Source organism: Methanobrevibacter sp., from assembly GCF_045646205.1.
Classification (GTDB): Archaea; Methanobacteriota; Methanobacteria; order Methanobacteriales; family Methanobacteriaceae; genus Methanocatella.
Window position 1 is genome coordinate 1 of record NZ_JAZRKF010000009.1, and the last position, 21,389, is coordinate 21,389.

The window sequence follows — 21,389 nt, forward strand, 5'->3', positions numbered from 1 at the left end:
AAGTAAAGAGGACTACTTTATGAATCGATGAATAATATAGTTGAACTTTCGGATAAAGTTCTGCTCGAGCCGTATGTTCGGAAACGGACACGTACGGTTCCACAGAGGGTGCGGATGAGCAATCATCCAATCCTATCTAACTAACACCCCCATTGAACTAAAAAAAATAAGTAACTCTAAAAAAATAATATGATAATGCCTTTAAAGTGCAATTCATCTCCGGCTTGCAGAAGCCGGAGAATTCTTGCACAAAAATGTTAAATCTGTCGTATTGGTTAGTGAGTCTGCTGCAAAGTTAGCAGAAATTCCTAAAGCCAGAAGAGCCACAAGCAATAGCACAAATAATATTTTTTTCATTTAAGCCACCCCCATGATTACAAGGGTAAAAATAAACACATCCGTTAACAAATGAGTAGTATAAGATATGAACACATTTTTTGTTTTAATGTAACCATAAAACTCAAATATTGAACCTAAACCCTGTATCAGCAAAACGGAAAGCAGTGATCTAAGATCCATCAGATGCAACATTGCAAAAAATACCATTACCAGAGTCATTGCTGCAACAATTGACAATTTACGGTTATTGCTGAATTTAAAGAATAGTCTTAAAAAGAACAGGAACGGAATAAGCTTAATCAATTCCTCACCCATTAATGAAAAGAGCAATGGCGGAATGCTTGCAAATGTAAGAGTAACTCCCTCAATAGTTGATGTTCCCGTTAAGGAAAAGTAATCCAAAGCAGAACCCACAATTAATGAATAAATAATATATCCGATAAAAAGGGCCACTGCAAGTCCAACTTCTTTTGCTTTTGGTTTTTGAAATAATGCCCTGTAATCCCATTTCAAATAATATAATAAAGGAATAAGAACGATAAAACAGAACAATATAGCATCAATCATTTCATTGCCTGTCAATCCCTGCATCATGAATCCTGCAAACATGGCAATCAATAATACAACCCAGCCTCTTTTTGGGATGTGAGGATTTTTATCATAAACCGGGAAATCTAAATCCTTGTTTTCAAAGTTAAAGTAATCAATATTTGACATAATAATAAAGTTATGATTTTTCTTAAATAAATATTTTTGATATTCCTACAATCAGATTTATATACCATGAAAAATATAACAATTGTTATTGAAATAATATTTTAATAAAATGGGGAGGTAAATTATATGTGTGAAATATTTTGTTTTAATTCAGATAAGCCAAAAGAAGTAAATGAATGTCTAAAATGTTTTTATAACCATAGTGAAGAACATCCGCATGGCTGGGGACTTGCAAACATGCACGATGACAACTTTGAAATAACAAAAGAACCGGTAAAAGCATCATGCAGCGAACATTTAAAAAGCATATTGTCACACCCAGTAATTGGAAATAACATATTTGCACATATAAGACTCGCAACAATAGGAGAAATTATATCACCAAATTGTCATCCATTTACAAAAATAGATGATAATAATAGGAGTTGGGTATTAATCCATAATGGAACAATCTTTGATTATCCACAATTAGACGAATATAAGGAAATTGAAAATGGAGATACCGACTCTGAGAGAATATTATTATATATTATCGATAAAGTGAACGAATTTGAATCTAAAAAAGGCTGTAAATCTACTCCATTCGAACGATTTAGACTATTAAAACACTTAATAGAAGATCTGTCATTCAACAACAAGTTAAATCTAATGATATTTGATGGAGAAGTAATGTACATACATTCCAACATGCAAAATTCCCTATACTACCTTAAAAATGAAGAGGGAATATTAATTGCTACAACACCAGTAACCGATGATGAAAATTGGAAACCTGCAGAAATAAACAAATTATTCTGTTTGCACAATGGTGAAATAATTCTTGAAAGTGAAGAACATTCAAATGAATATATACAAACTGAAGAGCAATTAGCTTACATTAACGAATTCATTGAGTCATTAGGTGAAAAAAATGGAGAAGATAATTAGAGATAAGTTATATAAGGAATTCATTGAACCTACAAAGCAAAAGAAAAACTTTATAGGAATAGAAATAGAAGTTCCAATTATCAATTTAAATAAAGAACCTGTTGACTTCGATATCGTTCACAAAATCACCGGCAACTTTCAAAAGGAATTCAATGATTTTTCTCCTAACGGAATAGATTATGATGGAAATACTTTTTCACTGAAAAATCCCAAAAATTCCGATATTGTATGCTATGACTGTTCTTACAACAATATAGAATTTGCAATGGGCCGTGAAAAAGACTTATTTACAATAAATGATCGGTTTATTACATATTATTCTTATGTGAAAGAGGAATTTGAAAAATATGACTATACCTTAACCGGAATGGGAATTAATCCTTATCGCAGATACAATAGAGAAATCCCAATTCCTTCCGAAAGATATTTAATGCTTTATCATCATTTGAAATCATTCAACAAATATAATGACATACCAATGCATTTTCACAATTATCCGGGCTATGGAATGTTTTCCAGTGCTTCACAGGTGCAGCTGGATGTCCATCATGATGATTTAGTAAAAACAATTAATACATTTACTAAAATAGAGCCAATAAAAGCTTTATTATTTTCAAATTCTGTCCTTATGGATGAAAACAAACATGTTACCTGTTATAGGGATGCATTATGGGAATACAGTACTCATGGGATAAATCCCCACAACATCGGAATGTATGATGTTGATTTTGAAAGCGTAGATGATATTTTAAACTATCTTGAAACATTGAATATATACTGCGTAATGCGTAATGGGGCATATATTAATTTCGAATCAATGAATGTGATGGATTACTTCCAAAATAGTCATATTACTGGCGAAATATATAAAAATGACAAATATGAACAGATAAAAATAAAACCTGAAATTGATGATATCGATTACTTAAGAGCATTCAAATTTATTAATTTAACATTCAGAGGAACATTGGAATTCAGAAGCGTATGCACTCAACCAATCAGGGATACCATGAGTGTGGCAGCATTTCATTTAGGCCTTAAAGATAAAATTGACGAATTGAATGAATTAATATCAAATGACAGAGTAATATATCATAAAGGATATACTGCAAGTGAACTTAGGAAATTATTAATTCAGGACGAACTTCCAACATTTATCAATAAAAAAGAATTATGTTCACTGACAAACAATACTCTAGATATTGCAAAAGAAGGGCTGGTTGAAAGAGGAGCAGGTGAAGAAATCTTTCTTAAAACATTATTTAATCGTGTGAAAAACCACACAAATCCTGGAAAAGATATTATAAAATCATTAAATAGTGGAACAGATATTGAAAAAGTTATTAAAGAATATGGGGGCGTATGAATGGATTTTTCACATTTGAAAAAATTAACAAAAGATGAAATATTATGCGGTTCATTTGGAATTGAAAGAGAAACATTGCGTGTCCATTCAAAAGGAGAATTATCATTAACTCCACATCCAAAAATCTTTGGCGATAAAATAGCAAATCCTATCATTACAACAGATTTTTCAGAAAGTCAAATCGAAATAATAAGTCCTACATTCAATAATATTGATGAAGCATTTTCAACATTCTGTTCATTGTCGGATATGGTTAATGAAGCTTTACCCGAACATGAATATTTCTGGTTCCATTCGCTTCCATGTATTCTGCCTGAAGAAAATGAGATACCTATTGCACATTACGGTGATGATGAAGAAGGGCGAAAATCAGAAGAATACCGTATAAAACTGGCTGAAAAATACGGTCTTAAAAAACAGATGATTTCAGGCATTCACTTTAATTTTTCATTTGCTGATGAAACATTAAAGAAATTATATTCCATTGAAAAAGAAGGTACTTTTGAAGAGTTTAAAAATAAAGTATACCTGAAGATATCCAGAAACTTCATCAGATATTGCTGGCTGGTAATTTATCTGACAGGCAGTTCCATAAGCTGTCATGAGACATTTACTGAGGATTGTATTAATTTAATGGATAAAAAAGATGAATATGGCAATTATTATTCAACAAAAGGGGCTTCGCTTAGAAACGGATCCTGTGGCTATAAAAACTTAAAGAAATTATACCCAAGTTATAATAGTGTTGAAGAGTTTACACAAGACATTACATCATATATCAAATCTGGAGATTTGTCTGAAGCAAAAGAGCTTTACACACAAATAAGATTAAAACCAAAAAATCCAAAGGATTTATTAAATTCCTTAAAAGAGACAGGAATAGAATATGTTGAAATTAGAACTCTTGACATTAATCCATTCTATAGATGCGGCATTACAAAAAGAGATATGCAATTTTTACACCTATTTATAATTTATATGCTGGTTAAAAATGAAAGTGACTATGAAAACTGGCAGGAAGAAGCTTTAATCAATGAAGAATTAAGTGCAGAAAGAGCATTTGATGATAAAATGAGACTTATTCGAGATGGTGAAGAGATAACCTTGAAAGAATGGGGTTTGGAATTAATAAATGAAATGCACCACATGGTTGATGAATTGGGAATCTATTACCACGACATGCTTGATTTGATGACATTAAGACTTGAAAAACCTAATGTTACATATGCCAAAAGGCTTTCCAAACTGATTGAAAAACAGGGATACGTCAACACCATTGTGGATTTGTCTTTAAAAAACAAGCACAAAAATAAGAATACAAAAATAAATGACATGAAAAAATACAGAAAACTTGCTCTAAATGAGCAAGCCTAATTTTTCATAAAGTTATAATGATCGATGTAGCGTTTCAGTACTTCATCAACAGATCCTTCATCCATGACCAGTTTTATGTTCAGCTGGTCTGCTTTAACTTTTGATTTAAAACCATATTGGGCTGCAATGATAACATCACAGTCTTCACACGCTTTTATGACTTTACTTCCCTGATGTTGGCTTTCCATGTCAATGTCAACTTCCCTGTGTTCTGTGAAAGTCAAATCATCATCTTCATACTCATAGACATATAATGAGTAACCTTTTCCCAAATGTAAATCAACATCCTGCCCGTTTGTAGATACAACAGCTATTTTCATTTATATCACCATTTTAAACTTCAGCACCGTCAAGTGCATGATTGCAAGTGCAATCCTTTTCTTCAGAATTTTTAATGAAATTATAAATTAATTCGAGTAAATCGTTTTCAAGTTCCTTAACCATTTCAAAAACTTCATCTATGGTCAGCTCACTTTCAGATATTCCTGATGCATAATTGGAAACTATACAAATTGAATTGTAACACATTTCCCTTTCACGAGCGAGAGTTACTTCAGGAAGTCCTGTCATTCCAACCAAATCTCCGCCAAGCATTTTAAACATCTTTATTTCAGCAGGAGTTTCAAATCTTGGTCCCTGTGTACAGACATAGGTTCCTCCTAAAATCACGTCACCTGATTTTGCCAGAATATCTCTTAAGTGCGGACAATAAGGTTCTGTAACGTCAATATGAACAACCTTGTCTTCATAAAATGTCTTTTCGCGGTTTTCAGAAAAATCCAGAAAATCGTCAGGAATGACAAATGACCCTGGAGGCATTTCCAAATTCATTGACCCCACAGAATTTGTTGCTATTATCTGTGTCACTCCAACATTTTTTAATGCATCGATATTTGCCCTGAAATTGATTTTATGTGGAGGAATGCTATGGCCTGAGGCATGTCTTGGGATAAATGCAACCTTTTTTTCAAAGATATCTAAAATAGATACTTCCACATCCCCGTACTCTGTATTGACTATCTTTTTTTCCACATTGTCTGCTTTGGAAGTTATTTCATAAACTCCGCTTCCGCCGATTATTCCAATCATGTTAGTACTATCCTTTTGTAACAGCTAATGGTTTTACTTTACAGACGAGTTTTGCAATACCTGTTGAGTCAGATACGCGAACTACGCTGTCAACATCCTTATATGCGCCAGGTGCTTCTTCTGCAATAACATTTTTGGATGTGGCTTTGATTTTAATACCATTGCTTTCCATATTATTTACGATATCATCGGGATTATAGTCTTTTTTAGCCTGTGAACGTGACAAGACCCTTCCTGCACCATGTGCGGTTGAACCGAATGTCTCTTCCATTGCGGTTTGTGTTCCATGAAGCACATAGGATGCTGTTCCCATAGTTCCCGGAATCAATACAGGCTGACCGACTTCACGATATTTCAATGGAACTTCTTCACGGCCAGGACCGAATGCACGGGTTGCTCCTTTTCTGTGAACCAAAACATCAACTTCCCTTCCATTAAAGTCATGAGTTTCCTCTTTTGCAATGTTGTGAGCCACATCGTAAACAATCTGCATGTCCATGTCACGTGCGGATTTTCCTAAGACGTCTTCAAAGGATTCACGAATCCAGTGAGTAATCATTTGCCTGTTGGCCCATGCATAATTGGCTGCAGCATACATTGCTTTTAAGTAGCTTTGTGCTTCTTTAGAATCAAGCGGTGCACATGCAAGTTGCCTGTCTGCAATATCAATTTTATAGTTTTTATAAGCTTTATCCATTAACCTTAAATAGTCTGAACATACCTGGTGTCCGCATCCACGAGATCCTGTGTGAACCATAATTACAATCATTCCTTTTTCAAGACCGTAAACTTTAGCCACTTCTTCATTGTAGACTTCATCGACGACTTGAATTTCCAAAAAGTGATTACCTGAACCTAGAGAACCTAATTGTGGAATTCCTCTTTTTTTAGCCTTATCACTGACTTCAGATGAATCTGCGGCTTTGATTCTACCGTTTTCTTCTAAAACTTCCAAGTCTTCTTCCCATCCGTAGCCGTTTTCAACAGCCCATTCTGCACCGTAATCCAGTACGTTGTTAATGTCTTCTTTGGAGAGTTTTACTTTTCCTTTAGATCCGACACCAGAAGGAACGTTTTTAAATAAAGCATCTACAAGTTCATCCAAGTGACCTTCGACGTCTTCTTGGCGTAAATTGGATTTGATTAATCTGACACCACAGTTAATGTCAAAACCGACACCACCAGGGGATACGACACCGTTTCTCATGTTGAATGCGCCAACACCGCCTATTGGAAAACCGTATCCGAAATGAATGTCCGGCATGGCAATGGAATATCTGAATACTCCAGGCAAACATGCAACATTAACTATCTGCTGGACGGCGCCTTCTTCAAGCGCCTCAAAACTTTCATCGTCAATATATAATCTTCCGGAAGCCCTCATCTTCTTGTTATAGCTTCCCGGAACTTCATAAACATTATCTCTAATCTTTTTAATTTCATCTTTGATAGCCATAAAAATCACGAGTTTATTATGTTTTAATATTTTAATTTAATTGATTAAATAATTTTTCTACGAAATTATCAAAAAATAATATAAACTTTTTTTAAAATATAATATACATATCAATTGATTTGGAGAAAAAATGATGAAAGAAATTAAAATATTTCTAATTTTGCTTGTGTTATTCATCTCAATCAGTGCTGTTTCGGCTGAAGGAAACTTTACATCACTTCAGGAAGAAATTGATTCAAGCACAGACAGCATTGAAATAACACAGGATTACGTCTACGATGATGAAACAGATTTTGAACTTGATGCCGGAATTTTAATAAATAAAAGCAATTATGTGATTAATGGGAACGGTTACACAATTGACGGATCAAATCAGGCCAGAATTTTTAGTATTCTCTCAGATAATGTCACGATTTCAAACATCAATTTAATTAATGGAAATGGGGATAAAAATCCGGGCGGATCAATATTTTCATTAGGTTCAGTTACTTTAAACAATGTGACTTTCAAACATAACTATGGAGCTGAAGGAGGAGCGATATTTAGCATGAACCCAATAGTTATAAGCAATTCAGCATTCACTGACAATATTGCCAAATGGGGAGGAAATGTTTATTGCCTAAAAGATATTGCCATTTTCAATTCAACATTTGCCAATTCAGCATCCGCCTACGCTGCAGCAATATACTCTCAAGGAAATTTTATCAGCATCATTAACTCTGTTTTTGAAAATTTACATGCCAATGAAACTGCCGGAGCAATAGGGCTAAGAGAAGCAAATGAAATAAAAATAATTAACTGTACATTTATAAACGCTACTGCAAATAAAAACGCTGGTGCGGTATATATCGACTTCGACCTGGCTGAAGAAAGCGAAGGCACACTTATTGTAAACTCAACGTTTATTAATTCAAATGGGGAGTTTGGTGGCGCTTTAGTCCAATTAATGAGTAATTTGACAATAATGAATTCTACTTTCATAAATAATACCGCCGAATATGACGGTGGAGCAATATATACCTCACATACAAACATTTATCTTGAAAACACGTCATTTAACTCCAATAAAATAAATTATGACTATTTATTTAATGGAGGGGCAATTTACTGCGATATGGCAGACTTTACATCAATTTCTTCAACATTTACAAACAATACGAAAAATGCAATTTATGCTTATGACAGCAATATGAGTATAATCGCCAATGAATTTGAAAAAAACCTAGAAGCTGTTCACTGTGTATTCGGTGAAAAGATTTTATTAAAAGATAATGAGTATAACGAAGATATCCTGATTTTAAATGATACCAATTACCAGTCTGTTGTAAACGGGAACAGCATGAAACTTGAACTCATTAACAATACAATTAATGTGGAAGCTCTTCCGGCACGCTTTGATTTACGTGATTGGGGATGGGTTTCATCCGTTAAAAATCAAGCAGGGATGGGTGCCTGCTGGACATTCGGAATGACAGGCAGCCTGGAATCTGCATTACTGAAAGCTGCAAACATCGCAACTGATTTTTCAGAAAACAACATGCAAAATACCATGCTGAAATATTCAATTTATGGAAGCACTAAAATTGTGGAAGGTGGAGCCAACTGTATTTCCACCGGTTATTTGTTAAGCTGGCTTGGAGCATTCACACAGGATGCTGATACCTATGATGAAGTTGGAAAAATTTCACCAGTAATCACAACCCAAAATGATATCCACATTCAGGATGTGATGTTCACACCTAACAATGAAATACCAAACGGCACACAGCTCAAATTGGCAATCTTGAAATACGGTTCAATAGACGTGTCCTTCTACGGGCAGGCCTCAATTAATGAAGTAAATCATTACTATAATCCAGAAACCCATGCACATTATGTTAATGAATCTATACAAGCAACTCATGCTGTTTCAATTATAGGATGGGACGATAATTATGATGCAAGCAACTTCTTAATCACACCTCCTGGAAACGGTGCATGGATTGTCAAAAACAGTTATGGTACAGAATGGGGAGAGAATGGATTCTTCTATATTTCATATTACGATAAGACATTACTAAAATCTGTAGACGTGACAACTTACGCTACTTCAATAATAATTGAAAATACTGAACCATACAATAAAAACTACCAATATGCTCTCATATGGGAAGGTGATTTCCAATCAGGCAATCAGAATGTAAGTTATATGAATGTATTTGAAGCATTGGATGATGATTCAATTGCAGCTGTCGGAACATACTTCGATAAGAAAGGCATGGATTATACAGTTGAAATTTATGTGAATGACGAATTGAAATTGACCCAAACTGGAGTATCACCATACTACGGTTACCAAACAATCAAGTTAGATGAATACATAGCAATTAAAGAAGGTGATGTTTTCAAAGCAGTAATAACTTCAAAAACTGCACCAACCGTTAACTTAACTTTTGTCAGGTCACATTACAGTCAAAATCTCTCATACATATCCTTCGACGGAGAACCTATGAAAGATTCTTATGACTTAGGTTACATTACATGTTTAAAAGTATACACCGTTGCAGATTCAAACAAAACCAATACAACAAATACATTTACAGAATTGGAAAGACTTATAAATGCATCAGGCCAATATTTGACTCTGGACGACGATTATTCATTCTACAATGAAACTGATAATAATACTGGAGTTTTAATCAACAAGGATAATTTTGTCCTTAACGGTAACGGCCACATACTTGACGCAAAAAACCTATCAAGAATATTCAACATTACTGCAAACAACATTACATTAAAGGATTTGGTTTTAATCAACGGTAATGCTCAAAAAGGCGGAGCAATCTATGCTAGAGGGTCATTGACATTGAACAACGTTACTTTCATAAACAACTATGCGAAAACAGAAGGGGGAGCTGTAGGGCTTTACGGTAATGTAACTCTTAACTGTGACAATACGGATTTCACTGATAATTATGCTGAAGCAGGTTCCGCAATATATGTGGAAAAAGGCAAATTGAATCTTTACAATGCGGAAGTGAGTTCAAAAATTTTCAATAAGTATTCTCAAATTGCTGCTTTGAGGCATTCTGTAATTAATATAGAAAATGCTACTTTTGCCAATACTAGTTCTTCTTATTCACCGGCATTGTATCTTAGAAATACTAAAACTTCAATAATCAATTCTAAATTCTATAATTTGAGAGGCGATATTACTGCTGGTGCAATAGGCGTTAGATTTGGTGGTGAGATATATATCAAAAATTGTGAATTTATAAACACTACATCATCTAAAAATGCAGGTGCTGTTTATGCAGATATTGCCGGAGAGGGTGAGGGTGGTTATCTAACAATAATTGATACTGTCTTTAAGGATACCTATTCTGACTTTGGTGGAGCATTACTTCAATTGGGTGGAGATTTATTCCTAAACAATACAGAATTCATAAACGGCCATGCAAGATATAATGGAGGTTCAGTATATCTTTCATATGTAAACGGTGCAGTTAATAACTGTACATTTGATTCAAACAGTGTTGATGTTATTGAAGGTTATCCAACCTATGGCGGTGCAATATTGTTGGATATGGGCAGCTATAACATTTCCGAATCCAAATTCTTCAATAACAATGCAAGTGCAGGTGCTGCGATTTATGCATATGATTCTTCATACACCATTAGCAATTCAATATTTGAAAACAATACAAATCCTATTTATTCAGTTTTCGATAAACAAGCCATTATAGATGAAACAAACATTTTCATCAATGACAACAACATCTCAACCAACAATACATTTTATGCAACAATAATGGTTGGGCAAGGCATGCAGTTAACCTTGATTAACAACACTATCAATGTCACTACTCTTCCATCCAGATACGATTCACGTGACTGGGGATGGGTTTCACCAGTTAGGGCTCAAGGTTGGATGGGTTCCTGCTGGACATTCGGAATGACAGGTGCCTTAGAATCTGCATTATTAAAAGCCACAGGTCTCAGAATTGATCTTTCAGAAAACAACATGCAAGACACCGTGATAAAATATTCTATTTATGGGGATTTGGATTTAGTTGAAGGTGGATTAAACACTGTTGCAGCAAGTTACCTGTTGAGTTGGCTCGGAGCATTTACACAAGATTTGGATTCATATGATGAAATGGGGAAAATTTCACCAGTAATCACAACCACTCAAGACATTCATGTTCAAGATGTGATATTCATAGCTAATGATGAAGTGCCTAACGGTACAAAACTTAAAGAGGCAATCATGAAATATGGCTCTATAAATGTCAATTATTATGGACAATCCCAATACGATGAAGTAAGCCTGTATTATAATACTGAAACATATGCACAATATGTTGATGTGCCTACAAAGCAAAATCATGCTGTTACAGTTGTGGGATGGGATGACAATTTCCCAAAAGAAAAGTTCTTGGCTACCCCTCCTGGTGACGGTGCATGGATTGTCAAAAACAGCTGGGGCCCTGAGTGGGGAGAAAATGGATATTTATATGTTTCATATTACGACCAATCATTCGTACAATGTGGTCCTGATGAATTGAATGGACATGCTACTGCAGTAATTCTTGAAAATACTGTTCCATACAATAAAAACTATCAATATGTGGTGACATGGGATGGCGGTTTCTTACCGGGTGCAGAAACTGTAAGCTATATGAATGTGTTTGAAGCATTGGACGATGATTTGATTGCCGGAGTCGGAACATTCTTCCAGGAAGGCGATGACAACTATACTGTTGAAATCTATGTAAACGATGAATTAAAACTAACTCAAAATGGAGTGACCCCCTATATGGGCTACCACACCATCAAATTAAATGAATACATACCGGTAAAAGAAGGTGATGTCTTCAAAGCAGTAATAACCACAAAAAATATACCATTCATGAGGCTTGACACTATGAGAACACATTATACCAGCAATATTTCATTTGTTTCTATCGACGGAACCCCTTGGATGGATTCCTACAGCGAAGGCGTAATTGCTGTTTTGAAAGTCTATACATTACCTCTAGCTATTTACACCCACGATTTGGTTAAAATCTATAAAAACGATTCACAATTCGATGCAAATATCGGCGTGGCCAATGAAACCGTAACCTTTGAAATCAATGGCGTGAATTACACAAGAACCAGTAACGAAAACGGAACTGCAAAAATGACCATTAACTTAGGACCAGGCAACTACGCAATCAAAACAACATTCAACGGCACAACAGTTGAAAACACAATTACAGTACTGCCTACGTTAATAGCAGAAAACCTGGTTAAATACTACAGAAACGCATCCCAATTCTACATTTCATTAATCGACGGCGAAGGTAATGCAGTAACTGGTAAAAACATTACAATGAATATTAATGGTGTTTTCTATGATAGATTAACCAATGAAAACGGAACCGCCAAGTTAAACATCAACTTAGAACCAGGCGAATACATCCTAACCGCAATTGACCCATTAACAGGACTCATGATGTCATACAACATCACAGTTTTACCAACTCTAAACGCAACCGACCTTGAAATGAAATACAGGGACGGCTCAAAATTCATGGTAAGCGTATTGGACGGCCAGGGCAAACCTTTAGCCAATGCAAAAGTAACCTTCAACATCAATGGAGTATTCTATACCCGTACAAGTGATTCTGAAGGAATAGCTAAACTGAACATCAACCTGATGGCCGGAAAATACATCATAACCTCCGAGTATGACAGATTGAGAATTTCAAACACCATTACAATCAAGGATTAATATATTTAATCCTTTTTTATTTTTTTTTAGTTGTTTTTTCTATTGATTTCGTTGCATATTCTTTTAGTTTTAATTCAGCATTGCTTTAATCCTGTTGTTTTTAAAATCAAAACCAACGAAAAAAAAGCTTGAAATAGAAAATAACAAAAAATAAGTAAAATAATACATCAAATACAAAGAAAAAATATCGGCAATATTCACCAAGCCAACTTTAAATATCGATTCTAAAAAAAATAACTTTAATTAATTGATAGGGAGTATAGACCTCCAGTGCAACCCCCATGCACCGAAGATACAATCATCCGATTAGTGAAAAATTCCTAATCCAAACGATGATTTAATTATTAGGCATCATTGGTCCTGCCTAATCCCAATCATTAACTTTTTTTAATCCCAAAAACTACATTAAAACACAGTTATAAAGTGCAGCAACCATTCCCATTCCAAGGACTCCGTTTAGAGACATCCATGCAGCAAATTCTCCCCAGCCATAATACATAGCATAATCGAAAGGAAGGAAATCTACAAAGAAATCAATTCCAAACATTCCGCCAACTCCGCCTCCTAAAGCTCCGGCAAGTGCACATCCAGTCATCAAAGTCACTAATACTTTTACTCTACTCTGGCTTATGTCATAAGTGTTGGAAATGATTATTGCAGAAGCTGCTGCACCTAAAGCTGCACCGACTAAAACACCGACAGCAATACCAATAGCAGGGTTTGCTGTGAAGAAACCAGTGACAGCACCTGCAATGAAACTTAATGCTGCAGCTCCAACTCCAATTAAAGTACTTTCAAGCATGTTCAAACTGTCAGCGAAATAAACTGTTCCTGTATTTGAAGTGATATTATTATCGTCGATTACAACAGTTCCGCCTTCACCGACACAGATATCATTACCCTCACCGTATGCCTCGTTGCCTGCAAAGGTAGTGTTTGCAAGAGCCAATACTCCCTGATTGAATATTGCTCCACCATTTTTCGCATAATTGTTTGTAAAAGAACAATTGATGCATGTTACCAATCCTGCATTGAGTATGGCTGCACCCCAATCCCTATCGATTATGTAATCCATCCTGTTGTTGTTGAAATGTGCATTGATGAGCATGCAGGATCCGCCCATATTTTCAATAACAGTGTTGAATCCTTCAAGAGTTATATCGGATGCTCCAAATATACTGCCCTTTTTTAATACAACCCATTTATCTTCATTCCTATCCTCAAATGAACCTCTGATTATTGAATTGCAACCATTAATATTAAGTATATCAAAAGGTGAGGTTTCAAAAGACCATGTTAAAGGACAGCATATTAGACAACTTTCGGTAAATACTACATTCAATGCATAACTTAGGGAATCTTCTCCTAAATATGAATGTTGTCTATCAGCTGATAAAAATCCGGATATCGGATCAAATACACTTAATGAAGTGAATTTGTTGGACATTGCATCCCAATATCCTGGTACATCATGGACATATACTGTTTTTGCTAGTGAAAACGTGTTTAAAAAATTTGAATTGCGCAAAGCCTCATAAACATTATCAAAGGTATAGTTGAATATATTCTTGAATTGGAAATTTTTTGTATAGGTTATGTCATATTCTCTGAATTCCCTGACCATTGTGAATACAAAATCACCGCTTTTATTATAATAGCTGCTGGTGTAGTAGAGGTCGTCATTATAATAGATTACACCGCCTTTCATGATTGAGTTGAAAATCAATGGAGCGATATCTATCTTTCCATCAGCCATATAAGTATAATAAGCAAAATCTACAAGATTATTTATGTCAACAGGAACCTTAGCCCCGTCAATAAATGGAAGTGATGTTTTTTCATCAAAGAAAATATTGTCTAAAGTCATGTTTTTACGGTTGCGGTCAATAAAGATTGCTTCACCGTTGATTGCTGATGTGGAATTTACAAACAGACAGTTGCTGATTGTGTTATCCATTCCTGCCATATAAATTGATCCGGCATATTTAGAGACATCATTTACAAAAAGATTATTATCAATGCTGCAGTTGTTTGCGTTACATGTTACGGCTCCACCAAAATCTGCACTGTTATCGCTGAAGATACAGTCCCTAATAACACCGTTGTTTCCGCTCCATGTTACAGCTCCACCGTTTACTGCATTATTTCCTGAAATCTCACATCCTGAAAGAACACCATTACAACCTCTCCAGTCAATAATACTTGGACATACATAATCTTCAGCAGTAAAGTCAAATGTTAGGTTATTGATTGCGACATTATTACCATTGACTATGAATACGGAATATGCAGGGTCTTCACCCAAGATTTTATGGCCGTTACCATTAATTACTACATTGTTTGCATTTATCACGATACTTCCATCAAAAGTATGGAGATAATAATCATGGACTATATCGAAAACTTCGCCATCCTTTAAATTGTTTAGATAGTAAATCAATTCTGAGAAATAACTTGGAACGAAATCATTTTCATTTTTAATTCCAAATATTACTTTACATCCATTTTCAAAATCAACATCTTTTGCACCCATTTTATAGCTTTCAAAAGTACAGTTGTCCAAGTACAAGACGTTTGCAATACTTTTTGGATTTGCAAAGTAAATTGATTCGTAATGATTAGTTGTATATGAATCCTTGAATTGGCAATCAGATATTTTGGTATTGGCACCGCTAACGTAGAGTGCACCACCGAATCTTGCGGCATTATCGTCAAAAATACAGTTTTCAATTAAACCATTGTTTCCCTGCCAGTTTATTGCACCTCCATAATCACCTGTGTTGTCATTGAATACACAGTTTGAAATGGATCCGTTGTCTCCATGCCATTCGATTGGACTTGTTAAACTGTTATAATCATCCCCATACTTGTTTAAACCTGATGAAACATATTCCACATCATATGCCCTGGAACCTTTAATGTTGAGATTGATTAATCTTACATTGTTTCCGGTTATGTTGAATATTGCAAAATATGCTTTGTCCCTATTTGCATCTATTGTATGGCCGTTACCGTTGATTACCACATTATCTGCATTGATGTTTATTATACGATTTTTTGACAAATCATAATCACAGCGTTCAATGGTATAATCCTTTTTGATATCATAGATGTCACCATCTTTTAAATTTTCCAAATCATCGCGCAAGTCATTATAGGTAGCCGGAACTGATTGGGAATCCATTCCGTTTAATAAACCCGCAGTGTTTCCTGTCACATTATCAGCATTTGCCAAGTTAAGTTGGTCTTCATCAATTGCGCTGACTCCAATATATGAATTTAAATCAGAATCTACGCTTACTTCTTCAACTGCCAAATTAGTTTCAAAATCCTGTGCATCTGAAATGGTATTATTACCTGCCTGATTCAAATCAGCCGCAAAAGCACTGGATGCGCTCATAAAAAAGCATATGCACACTATTAATAAAATCATTGATTTTTTTAGATTAGGCATCTTTTTAGTTCCTCCACAAAAAACAAGATATTGAATGCAGATTCATCAGAGGACAAAATAATTGGGGTTTGCCCCATCTGATTTGCATACTCCATCATTAAGCATTGATGTTTAATTTTAGAATTTGATTTAAATCTATTCTCAAACACAACTACTTTGCTATATTATTTATAGAGTATTATATATAAAGATTTTTGCAAGTAAGCACTTACATATGCTTTATTTCTTATAAAAAATGATATAAGGCCAGCATGCAAGTAAGCACTTACATTCATTGTTTTTAAATGATGACAAATAACGTTTAATGTTTTCATCACATGCATATGCTTAACGAATTTAGTTATTAAAAATCTTTTTTTCAATTTAACACATCATTAAGCAATAATAGCAGAATATATAAATTTAAATAATATTTTTCATAGAATTTTAAACAGTGATAATTATGAAAGTATTAAAGATTATGATTGTCATGATTGTTTTAATCCTGTCGGTGGGCGCAGTCTGTGCAGCAGATGAGATTTCCGACGATATAAGTGATGATAATCGAGATATTTTAAAAATAACGCAAGATGAAATTTATACGGCAGATGAATCATCATTCACTGATTTAGATGGTGAAATATAAAATGCAGGCAAATATTTAGAGTTAACTAAGGATTATACCTTTAACAATGAAACGGACAAAAATGAAGGAATTTATATCACCAAGAATAATTTCGTCCTCAATGGTAAAGGCCATACAATCGACGGAAATTTCCAGTCAAGAATATTCGTCATTACTGGAAATAACGTTACAATTTCCAACATTTGTCTTATTAATGGATATGCTAAAGATTACGGTGGAGCCATATTTTCACAATCAGATGTGATTTTAAAGAATATAACATTCACCAACAATTACGCAGAAAATGGGGGAGCAATAGCTAATTCTAAAGAAACAGTGATTAATGAATGTATTTTTAACAAAAACACTGCCAATAAGAGCGGAGGATGCATAAAAGCAGATAAAAGTTTAACCGTCATTAATTCATCATTTTTGAATTCAAATGCAGATAGCGGATCAGCAATACACTGTCTTGATGAAACATACATAAAAGGTTCTATCTTTATGAATTTAACCGGCGATGATTATGGTGCCATATACAGTTCAAAAGAATTAGGAATAGTAAATTGTCTTTTCTTCAACAATACTGCCCAATGGGGAGGATGCGTTTACGCAAACAATAGTTTAGGTATCAATAATTCGACTTTTACCAATTCAAAATCCAAATATGCCGCAGCAATATATGCTGAAGGGTCAGCTATAGTTCAAAATTCAATATTCACAAATTTATATGCCAATGAAACTGCAGGAGCAATAGGACTGAAAGAAGTAACATACGGGGAAATTACCAACTGTACTTTCATAAATACTACCGCCATCAAAAATGGAGGAGCGGTATATGTCGATGTTAATGATAAGGTAGACAAGTCAAATGGAACATATTTCATAAATTCAACATTCAATAACTCCTATGGTGATTTTGGTGGTGCAATTGCCCATTTAGGCGATAATTTAACAATATTAAATTGCAGTTTCGCAAACAACACTGCAAGATTTAACGGCGGAGCAGTCTATACATCCCTTGCAAATGTAACTTTAATCAACAGTCATTTCGAATCAAACAGAATACTTGACAGCGAAACCTTTGACGGCGGAGCAATATACTGCGACTCAAACATGTTAATAGCAACCAATTCAGTTTTCAAAAACAATACCAAAAATGCAATTTATATATACAATATTAATTCATTTATAGTGAAAAACGAATTTGAGAATAATGGTGAAGCCATCCACGCAGTATTCGGTGCCCCTAATATAGCCAACAATACATACAATGGAGACAAACTGGTTTTAAATGATACTGATGTTGTATTGTACATACTCTCAAATACCCAGGAACTTAAAATCATCAACAATACAATAGACACAAAAACCCCACCTTCACGTTTTGATTTGCGTGAATGGAAATGGGTGACTCCCGTTAAAAATCAGGGCGCCATGGGTTCATGCTGGGCATTTGGAGTTTATGGAGCGCTCGAATCAGCATTACTGAAAGCAACAGGAGTGACATATGACTTTTCAGAAAACAACATGCAGGGTAACGCCGTGAAATATTCAAAATACGGTGTTATGGGCTCTTCTGAAGGAGGACTGATGGAATATGGTCTGGAATATTTATTAAGTTGGCTTGGACCATGTCCAACAGAAAATGACACATATAATGAATTGGGCAAATTGACCCCAATACTCGACATAAACCCAAACATACACATCCATGATGCAATTCTTATAAGGCCTCCTGAAAATTCAACAGACACTGATGTATTTAAAAAAGCAATAATGAAATATGGAGCATTGAGCATTCTATATTATGCATGCGATTCAGCTCCGGGATACAATGAAAACACATCAGCACAATATCAGAATAACATAACTAATGAAGACCATTCAGTAGCACTTGTCGGATGGGACGATAACTATTCTGCAGACAATTTCATTACAAGACCTCCTGGAGACGGAGCATGGATAATCAAAAACAGCTGGGATGACACCTGGGGAGATAAAGGATATGGATATATTTCATATTATGACACGAGCATCCTGCATTACAATCACACAATAGGATTCATTTTTGAAAACAATGAAAATTATAGCGCAAACTATCAGACTGATTTAGTGGGACAGTTGAAAATTACTGAATATAATGAAAACATAAACTATAGGATAGACTATGGATCCATCAGAAATGAATTAATCAGCGCTGTTGGAACTTACTTTGCAGATGAAGGCGAAGAATATTTGCTTGAGATTTATGTAAATGACGAATTGGCACATGCTCAAAATGGAACAGCACCATTTAGAGGATTCCATACAGTCAAATTAACCAAAGAAATTCCTGTTAAAAAAGAGGATAACTTTACAGCAGTAATTACGAAAAAAAGCATTCCTATAATAGCTTATGGAAGACAGCACTATCTCAATAATCAAAGCTTTATGAAATTAGGCAATAAATGGATAGATTTAAACGAAAATGATACAACCACAACCTTAAAAGTCTATACCAAAACTTTAACCATTTATACTCAGGATTTAATTAAAGCCTATAAAAGCGATGTTAAATTTGAAGCCAATGTCGCTGCTGCCAATCAGACCGTTATCTTTGAGATAAACGGCGGAACATACAAAAGAACCAGTGATGAAAACGGGACTGCAAGAATGGCAATAAACCTGGATCCGGGAAACTACACAATCAAAACCACATTCAACGGCACAACAGTTGAAAACACAATAACAGTATTGCCAACATTAATAGCTGAAAACCTAATAAAATACTACAGAAACGCTTCACAGTTCTACATCACATTAATTGACGGTCAAAGTAATGCAGTATCCGGTAGAAACATTACCATGAACATTAACGGAGTATTCTATGACCGTTTAACCAATGAAAATAGTACGGCTAAACTAAACATTAACCTGGAGCCTGGAGAATACATCCTAACAGCTATTGACCCGTTAACCAGACTGACGATGTCATATAACATTACAGTATTGCCTGTATTAAACGCAACTGACCTGGAAATGAACTACATGGACGGCTCAACATTCAATGCAACAGTCCTTGACGGTCAGGGTAATCCGTTAGCTGATGCAAAAATAACATTCAACATAAACGGAGTATTCTACACAAGAACCACCGATTCCTCAGGAATAGCTAAACTAAACATCAGATTAATGGCTGGAGAATACATCATCACCTCCGAATATGATGGAATGAGAATCGCAAATACAATAACAATCAAGGATTAATCAATTTAATCCTTTTCTTTTTTTGATGTATATCATGAACTTGAAATCAATTAAAAATTATTACTAAGCATTGTAAAATAGATACATCACCAATATAGACAAATAGTATTAGTTAAAGTGTTAAAATTATTTTAGGAAAATGCATTTAAAACTAGATTATTTAATTTGAAAAAAAAGAAAAATGTGGTTTATTATTTAATCGGAGTATAATAAACCAACAGCTCTGTTATAGAAGAATGCAAAGTAAACAGAAGCAATAGCTAATACGACATTACCAAGCATACCATTTAATTTGTTAATCAATACAACAACTATAGCAATAATCAATAAAATTATTACAACAATAGCAACTACTCCAAGAATTTTAACAATACCCACTCTGGATATGTCTCCAATTGCTTCTCCAATAGCTAAAGCAGCACCTAAATCATCAGTTTTTGCCAATCTACATTTAGCCATGAAGTTTGCTAAAGCAAATACAATAAATAAAATTAATGCAATTATTGAAACTAACCAGTTTCTAAGGAATAATCCTAAAACAAAAGTAATAATTACTGGTACAATGAAATAAACAAAACTAACAACAATTAATTTAATAGCATTTGAAACTTGTCTTCCAAAATCAATTCCCGGACTGTCATTTCTTCTTTCAATACCATATTTAACAATATCTAAAGCATATCCTTCAATTAAGAAATACACAAGGACAAAAACAATGATTCCAACAATACCCATTCCTGCAAATGCCGCACTGGAAAAACCAGTAGTATGATATGCGCCTATAAAACCTACTAAGGCTGATCCTCCGATAAATGCAGCAATAAGTGCTAAAACTAAATATACAACTAATGCTTTAACATTATTTAATGGATATGCTAATGCATCAGATATAATACTTCCTATACTCATTTAATCACCTTTCATTTAATTATTAAAAAAAACTCAAATTGAGTCGATATTAATTTTTATTATTATATTTATTTAAATGTTACCATTATTAGAAAAACCCAATGATTTTATTTGAAATTTTGTTTTTAAATATAGAAACATTTTTTG

Annotated in this window: 13 protein-coding genes; 6 read left to right on the forward strand and 7 right to left on the reverse strand. The window is 34.3% G+C overall.

The annotated features are described in order from the left end of the window. Window positions 1–213 precede the first annotated feature (213 nt). Together ACKI44_RS01965 and ACKI44_RS01970 are read right to left on the reverse strand one after the other, a co-directional pair. Window positions 214–357, reverse strand: a complete 144-nt coding sequence (locus ACKI44_RS01965) for a hypothetical protein (protein WP_407421032.1) — start codon at window positions 355–357, stop codon at window positions 214–216. Beyond that, window positions 358–1,056, reverse strand: coding sequence for a hypothetical protein (locus ACKI44_RS01970; protein WP_407421034.1), 699 nt, complete (start codon window positions 1,054–1,056; stop codon window positions 358–360). A gap of 126 nt (window positions 1,057–1,182) precedes the next feature. Here ACKI44_RS01970 and ACKI44_RS01975 point away from each other — a divergent pair, with 126 nt between their 5' ends. Genes ACKI44_RS01975 through ACKI44_RS01985 form a run of 3 tightly spaced genes read left to right on the forward strand, consistent with a single transcriptional unit; the run spans window position 1,183 to window position 4,723 of the window. Further along, a complete protein-coding gene (locus ACKI44_RS01975; RefSeq protein ID WP_407421036.1) occupies window positions 1,183–1,983 on the forward strand; it encodes a class II glutamine amidotransferase in 801 nt (266 codons plus the stop codon). After that, window positions 1,967–3,349: a hypothetical protein gene (locus ACKI44_RS01980; RefSeq protein WP_407421038.1), complete on the forward strand. Its 1,383-nt coding sequence runs from the start codon at window positions 1,967–1,969 to the stop codon at window positions 3,347–3,349. Before ACKI44_RS01975 ends, ACKI44_RS01980 begins: the two co-directional genes overlap by 17 nt. Then, window positions 3,350–4,723 carry a glutamate--cysteine ligase gene (locus ACKI44_RS01985; protein ID WP_407421040.1) on the forward strand — a complete coding sequence of 458 codons (1,374 nt, stop codon included), beginning with the start codon at window positions 3,350–3,352 and terminating at the stop codon, window positions 4,721–4,723. On the opposite strand, the gene ACKI44_RS01990 is transcribed toward ACKI44_RS01985, so the two are convergent. Genes ACKI44_RS01990 through ACKI44_RS02000 form a run of 3 tightly spaced genes read right to left on the reverse strand, consistent with a single transcriptional unit; the run spans window position 4,720 to window position 7,268 of the window. Further along, on the reverse strand, window positions 4,720–5,043 hold the full coding sequence (locus ACKI44_RS01990; RefSeq protein ID WP_407421042.1) for a NifB/NifX family molybdenum-iron cluster-binding protein: 324 nt from the start codon (window positions 5,041–5,043) through the stop codon (window positions 4,720–4,722). The genes ACKI44_RS01985 and ACKI44_RS01990 overlap by 4 nt on opposite strands. Before the next feature lie 13 nt (window positions 5,044–5,056). Continuing rightward, window positions 5,057–5,812, reverse strand: coding sequence for an S-methyl-5'-thioadenosine phosphorylase (mtnP, locus tag ACKI44_RS01995; RefSeq protein ID WP_407421044.1), 756 nt, complete (start codon window positions 5,810–5,812; stop codon window positions 5,057–5,059). A gap of 7 nt (window positions 5,813–5,819) precedes the next feature. Further along, a complete protein-coding gene (locus tag ACKI44_RS02000; RefSeq protein ID WP_407421046.1) occupies window positions 5,820–7,268 on the reverse strand; it encodes an RtcB family protein in 1,449 nt (482 codons plus the stop codon). Between the two features lie 130 nt (window positions 7,269–7,398). On the opposite strand from ACKI44_RS02000, the gene ACKI44_RS02005 reads away from it, so the two are divergent. After that, the gene (locus ACKI44_RS02005; RefSeq protein ID WP_407421048.1) at window positions 7,399–13,026 is read left to right on the forward strand and encodes a C1 family peptidase; all 5,628 of its coding nucleotides are present in this window, start codon (window positions 7,399–7,401) and stop codon (window positions 13,024–13,026) included. A gap of 400 nt (window positions 13,027–13,426) precedes the next feature. Here the strand turns inward: ACKI44_RS02005 and ACKI44_RS02010 are convergent, their stop codons facing one another. Beyond that, entirely contained in the window at window positions 13,427–16,426 is a 3,000-nt protein-coding gene (locus tag ACKI44_RS02010; RefSeq protein ID WP_407421050.1) for a hypothetical protein, read from the reverse strand. A 496-nt stretch (window positions 16,427–16,922) separates the two neighbouring features. Between ACKI44_RS02010 and ACKI44_RS02015 the strand changes: the two genes are divergently transcribed. Together ACKI44_RS02015 and ACKI44_RS02020 are read left to right on the forward strand one after the other, a co-directional pair. Next, window positions 16,923–17,105, forward strand: a complete 183-nt coding sequence (locus ACKI44_RS02015; protein ID WP_407421052.1) for a hypothetical protein — start codon at window positions 16,923–16,925, stop codon at window positions 17,103–17,105. A 240-nt stretch (window positions 17,106–17,345) separates the two neighbouring features. Continuing rightward, the gene (locus ACKI44_RS02020; protein WP_407421054.1) at window positions 17,346–20,333 is read left to right on the forward strand and encodes a C1 family peptidase; all 2,988 of its coding nucleotides are present in this window, start codon (window positions 17,346–17,348) and stop codon (window positions 20,331–20,333) included. 195 nt (window positions 20,334–20,528) lie between these two features. Here ACKI44_RS02020 and ACKI44_RS02025 read toward each other — a convergent pair whose 3' ends face one another. Next, window positions 20,529–21,242 carry a DUF4013 domain-containing protein gene (locus tag ACKI44_RS02025; RefSeq protein ID WP_407421056.1) on the reverse strand — a complete coding sequence of 238 codons (714 nt, stop codon included), beginning with the start codon at window positions 21,240–21,242 and terminating at the stop codon, window positions 20,529–20,531. Window positions 21,243–21,389 lie beyond the last annotated feature (147 nt).

What these genes read in the sequence shown, in the direction of transcription:
- ACKI44_RS01970 (WP_407421034.1), bottom strand. Translation starts at nt 1,056, where the DNA reads ATGTCAAATATTGATTACTTTAACTTTGAAAACAAGGATTTAGATTTC.
- ACKI44_RS02015 (WP_407421052.1), top strand. Translation starts at nt 16,923, where the DNA reads ATGAAAGTATTAAAGATTATGATTGTCATGATTGTTTTAATCCTGTCG.
- ACKI44_RS01975 (WP_407421036.1), top strand. Translation starts at nt 1,183, where the DNA reads ATGTGTGAAATATTTTGTTTTAATTCAGATAAGCCAAAAGAAGTAAAT.
- ACKI44_RS02025 (WP_407421056.1), bottom strand. Translation starts at nt 21,242, where the DNA reads ATGAGTATAGGAAGTATTATATCTGATGCATTAGCATATCCATTAAAT.
- ACKI44_RS02005 (WP_407421048.1), top strand. Translation starts at nt 7,399, where the DNA reads ATGATGAAAGAAATTAAAATATTTCTAATTTTGCTTGTGTTATTCATC.
- ACKI44_RS01985 (WP_407421040.1), top strand. Translation starts at nt 3,350, where the DNA reads ATGGATTTTTCACATTTGAAAAAATTAACAAAAGATGAAATATTATGC.
- mtnP (WP_407421044.1), bottom strand. Translation starts at nt 5,812, where the DNA reads ATGATTGGAATAATCGGCGGAAGCGGAGTTTATGAAATAACTTCCAAA.
- ACKI44_RS01990 (WP_407421042.1), bottom strand. Translation starts at nt 5,043, where the DNA reads ATGAAAATAGCTGTTGTATCTACAAACGGGCAGGATGTTGATTTACAT.
- ACKI44_RS02010 (WP_407421050.1), bottom strand. Translation starts at nt 16,426, where the DNA reads ATGAGCGCATCCAGTGCTTTTGCGGCTGATTTGAATCAGGCAGGTAAT.
- ACKI44_RS02000 (WP_407421046.1), bottom strand. Translation starts at nt 7,268, where the DNA reads ATGGCTATCAAAGATGAAATTAAAAAGATTAGAGATAATGTTTATGAA.
- ACKI44_RS01965 (WP_407421032.1), bottom strand. Translation starts at nt 357, where the DNA reads ATGAAAAAAATATTATTTGTGCTATTGCTTGTGGCTCTTCTGGCTTTA.
- ACKI44_RS01980 (WP_407421038.1), top strand. Translation starts at nt 1,967, where the DNA reads ATGGAGAAGATAATTAGAGATAAGTTATATAAGGAATTCATTGAACCT.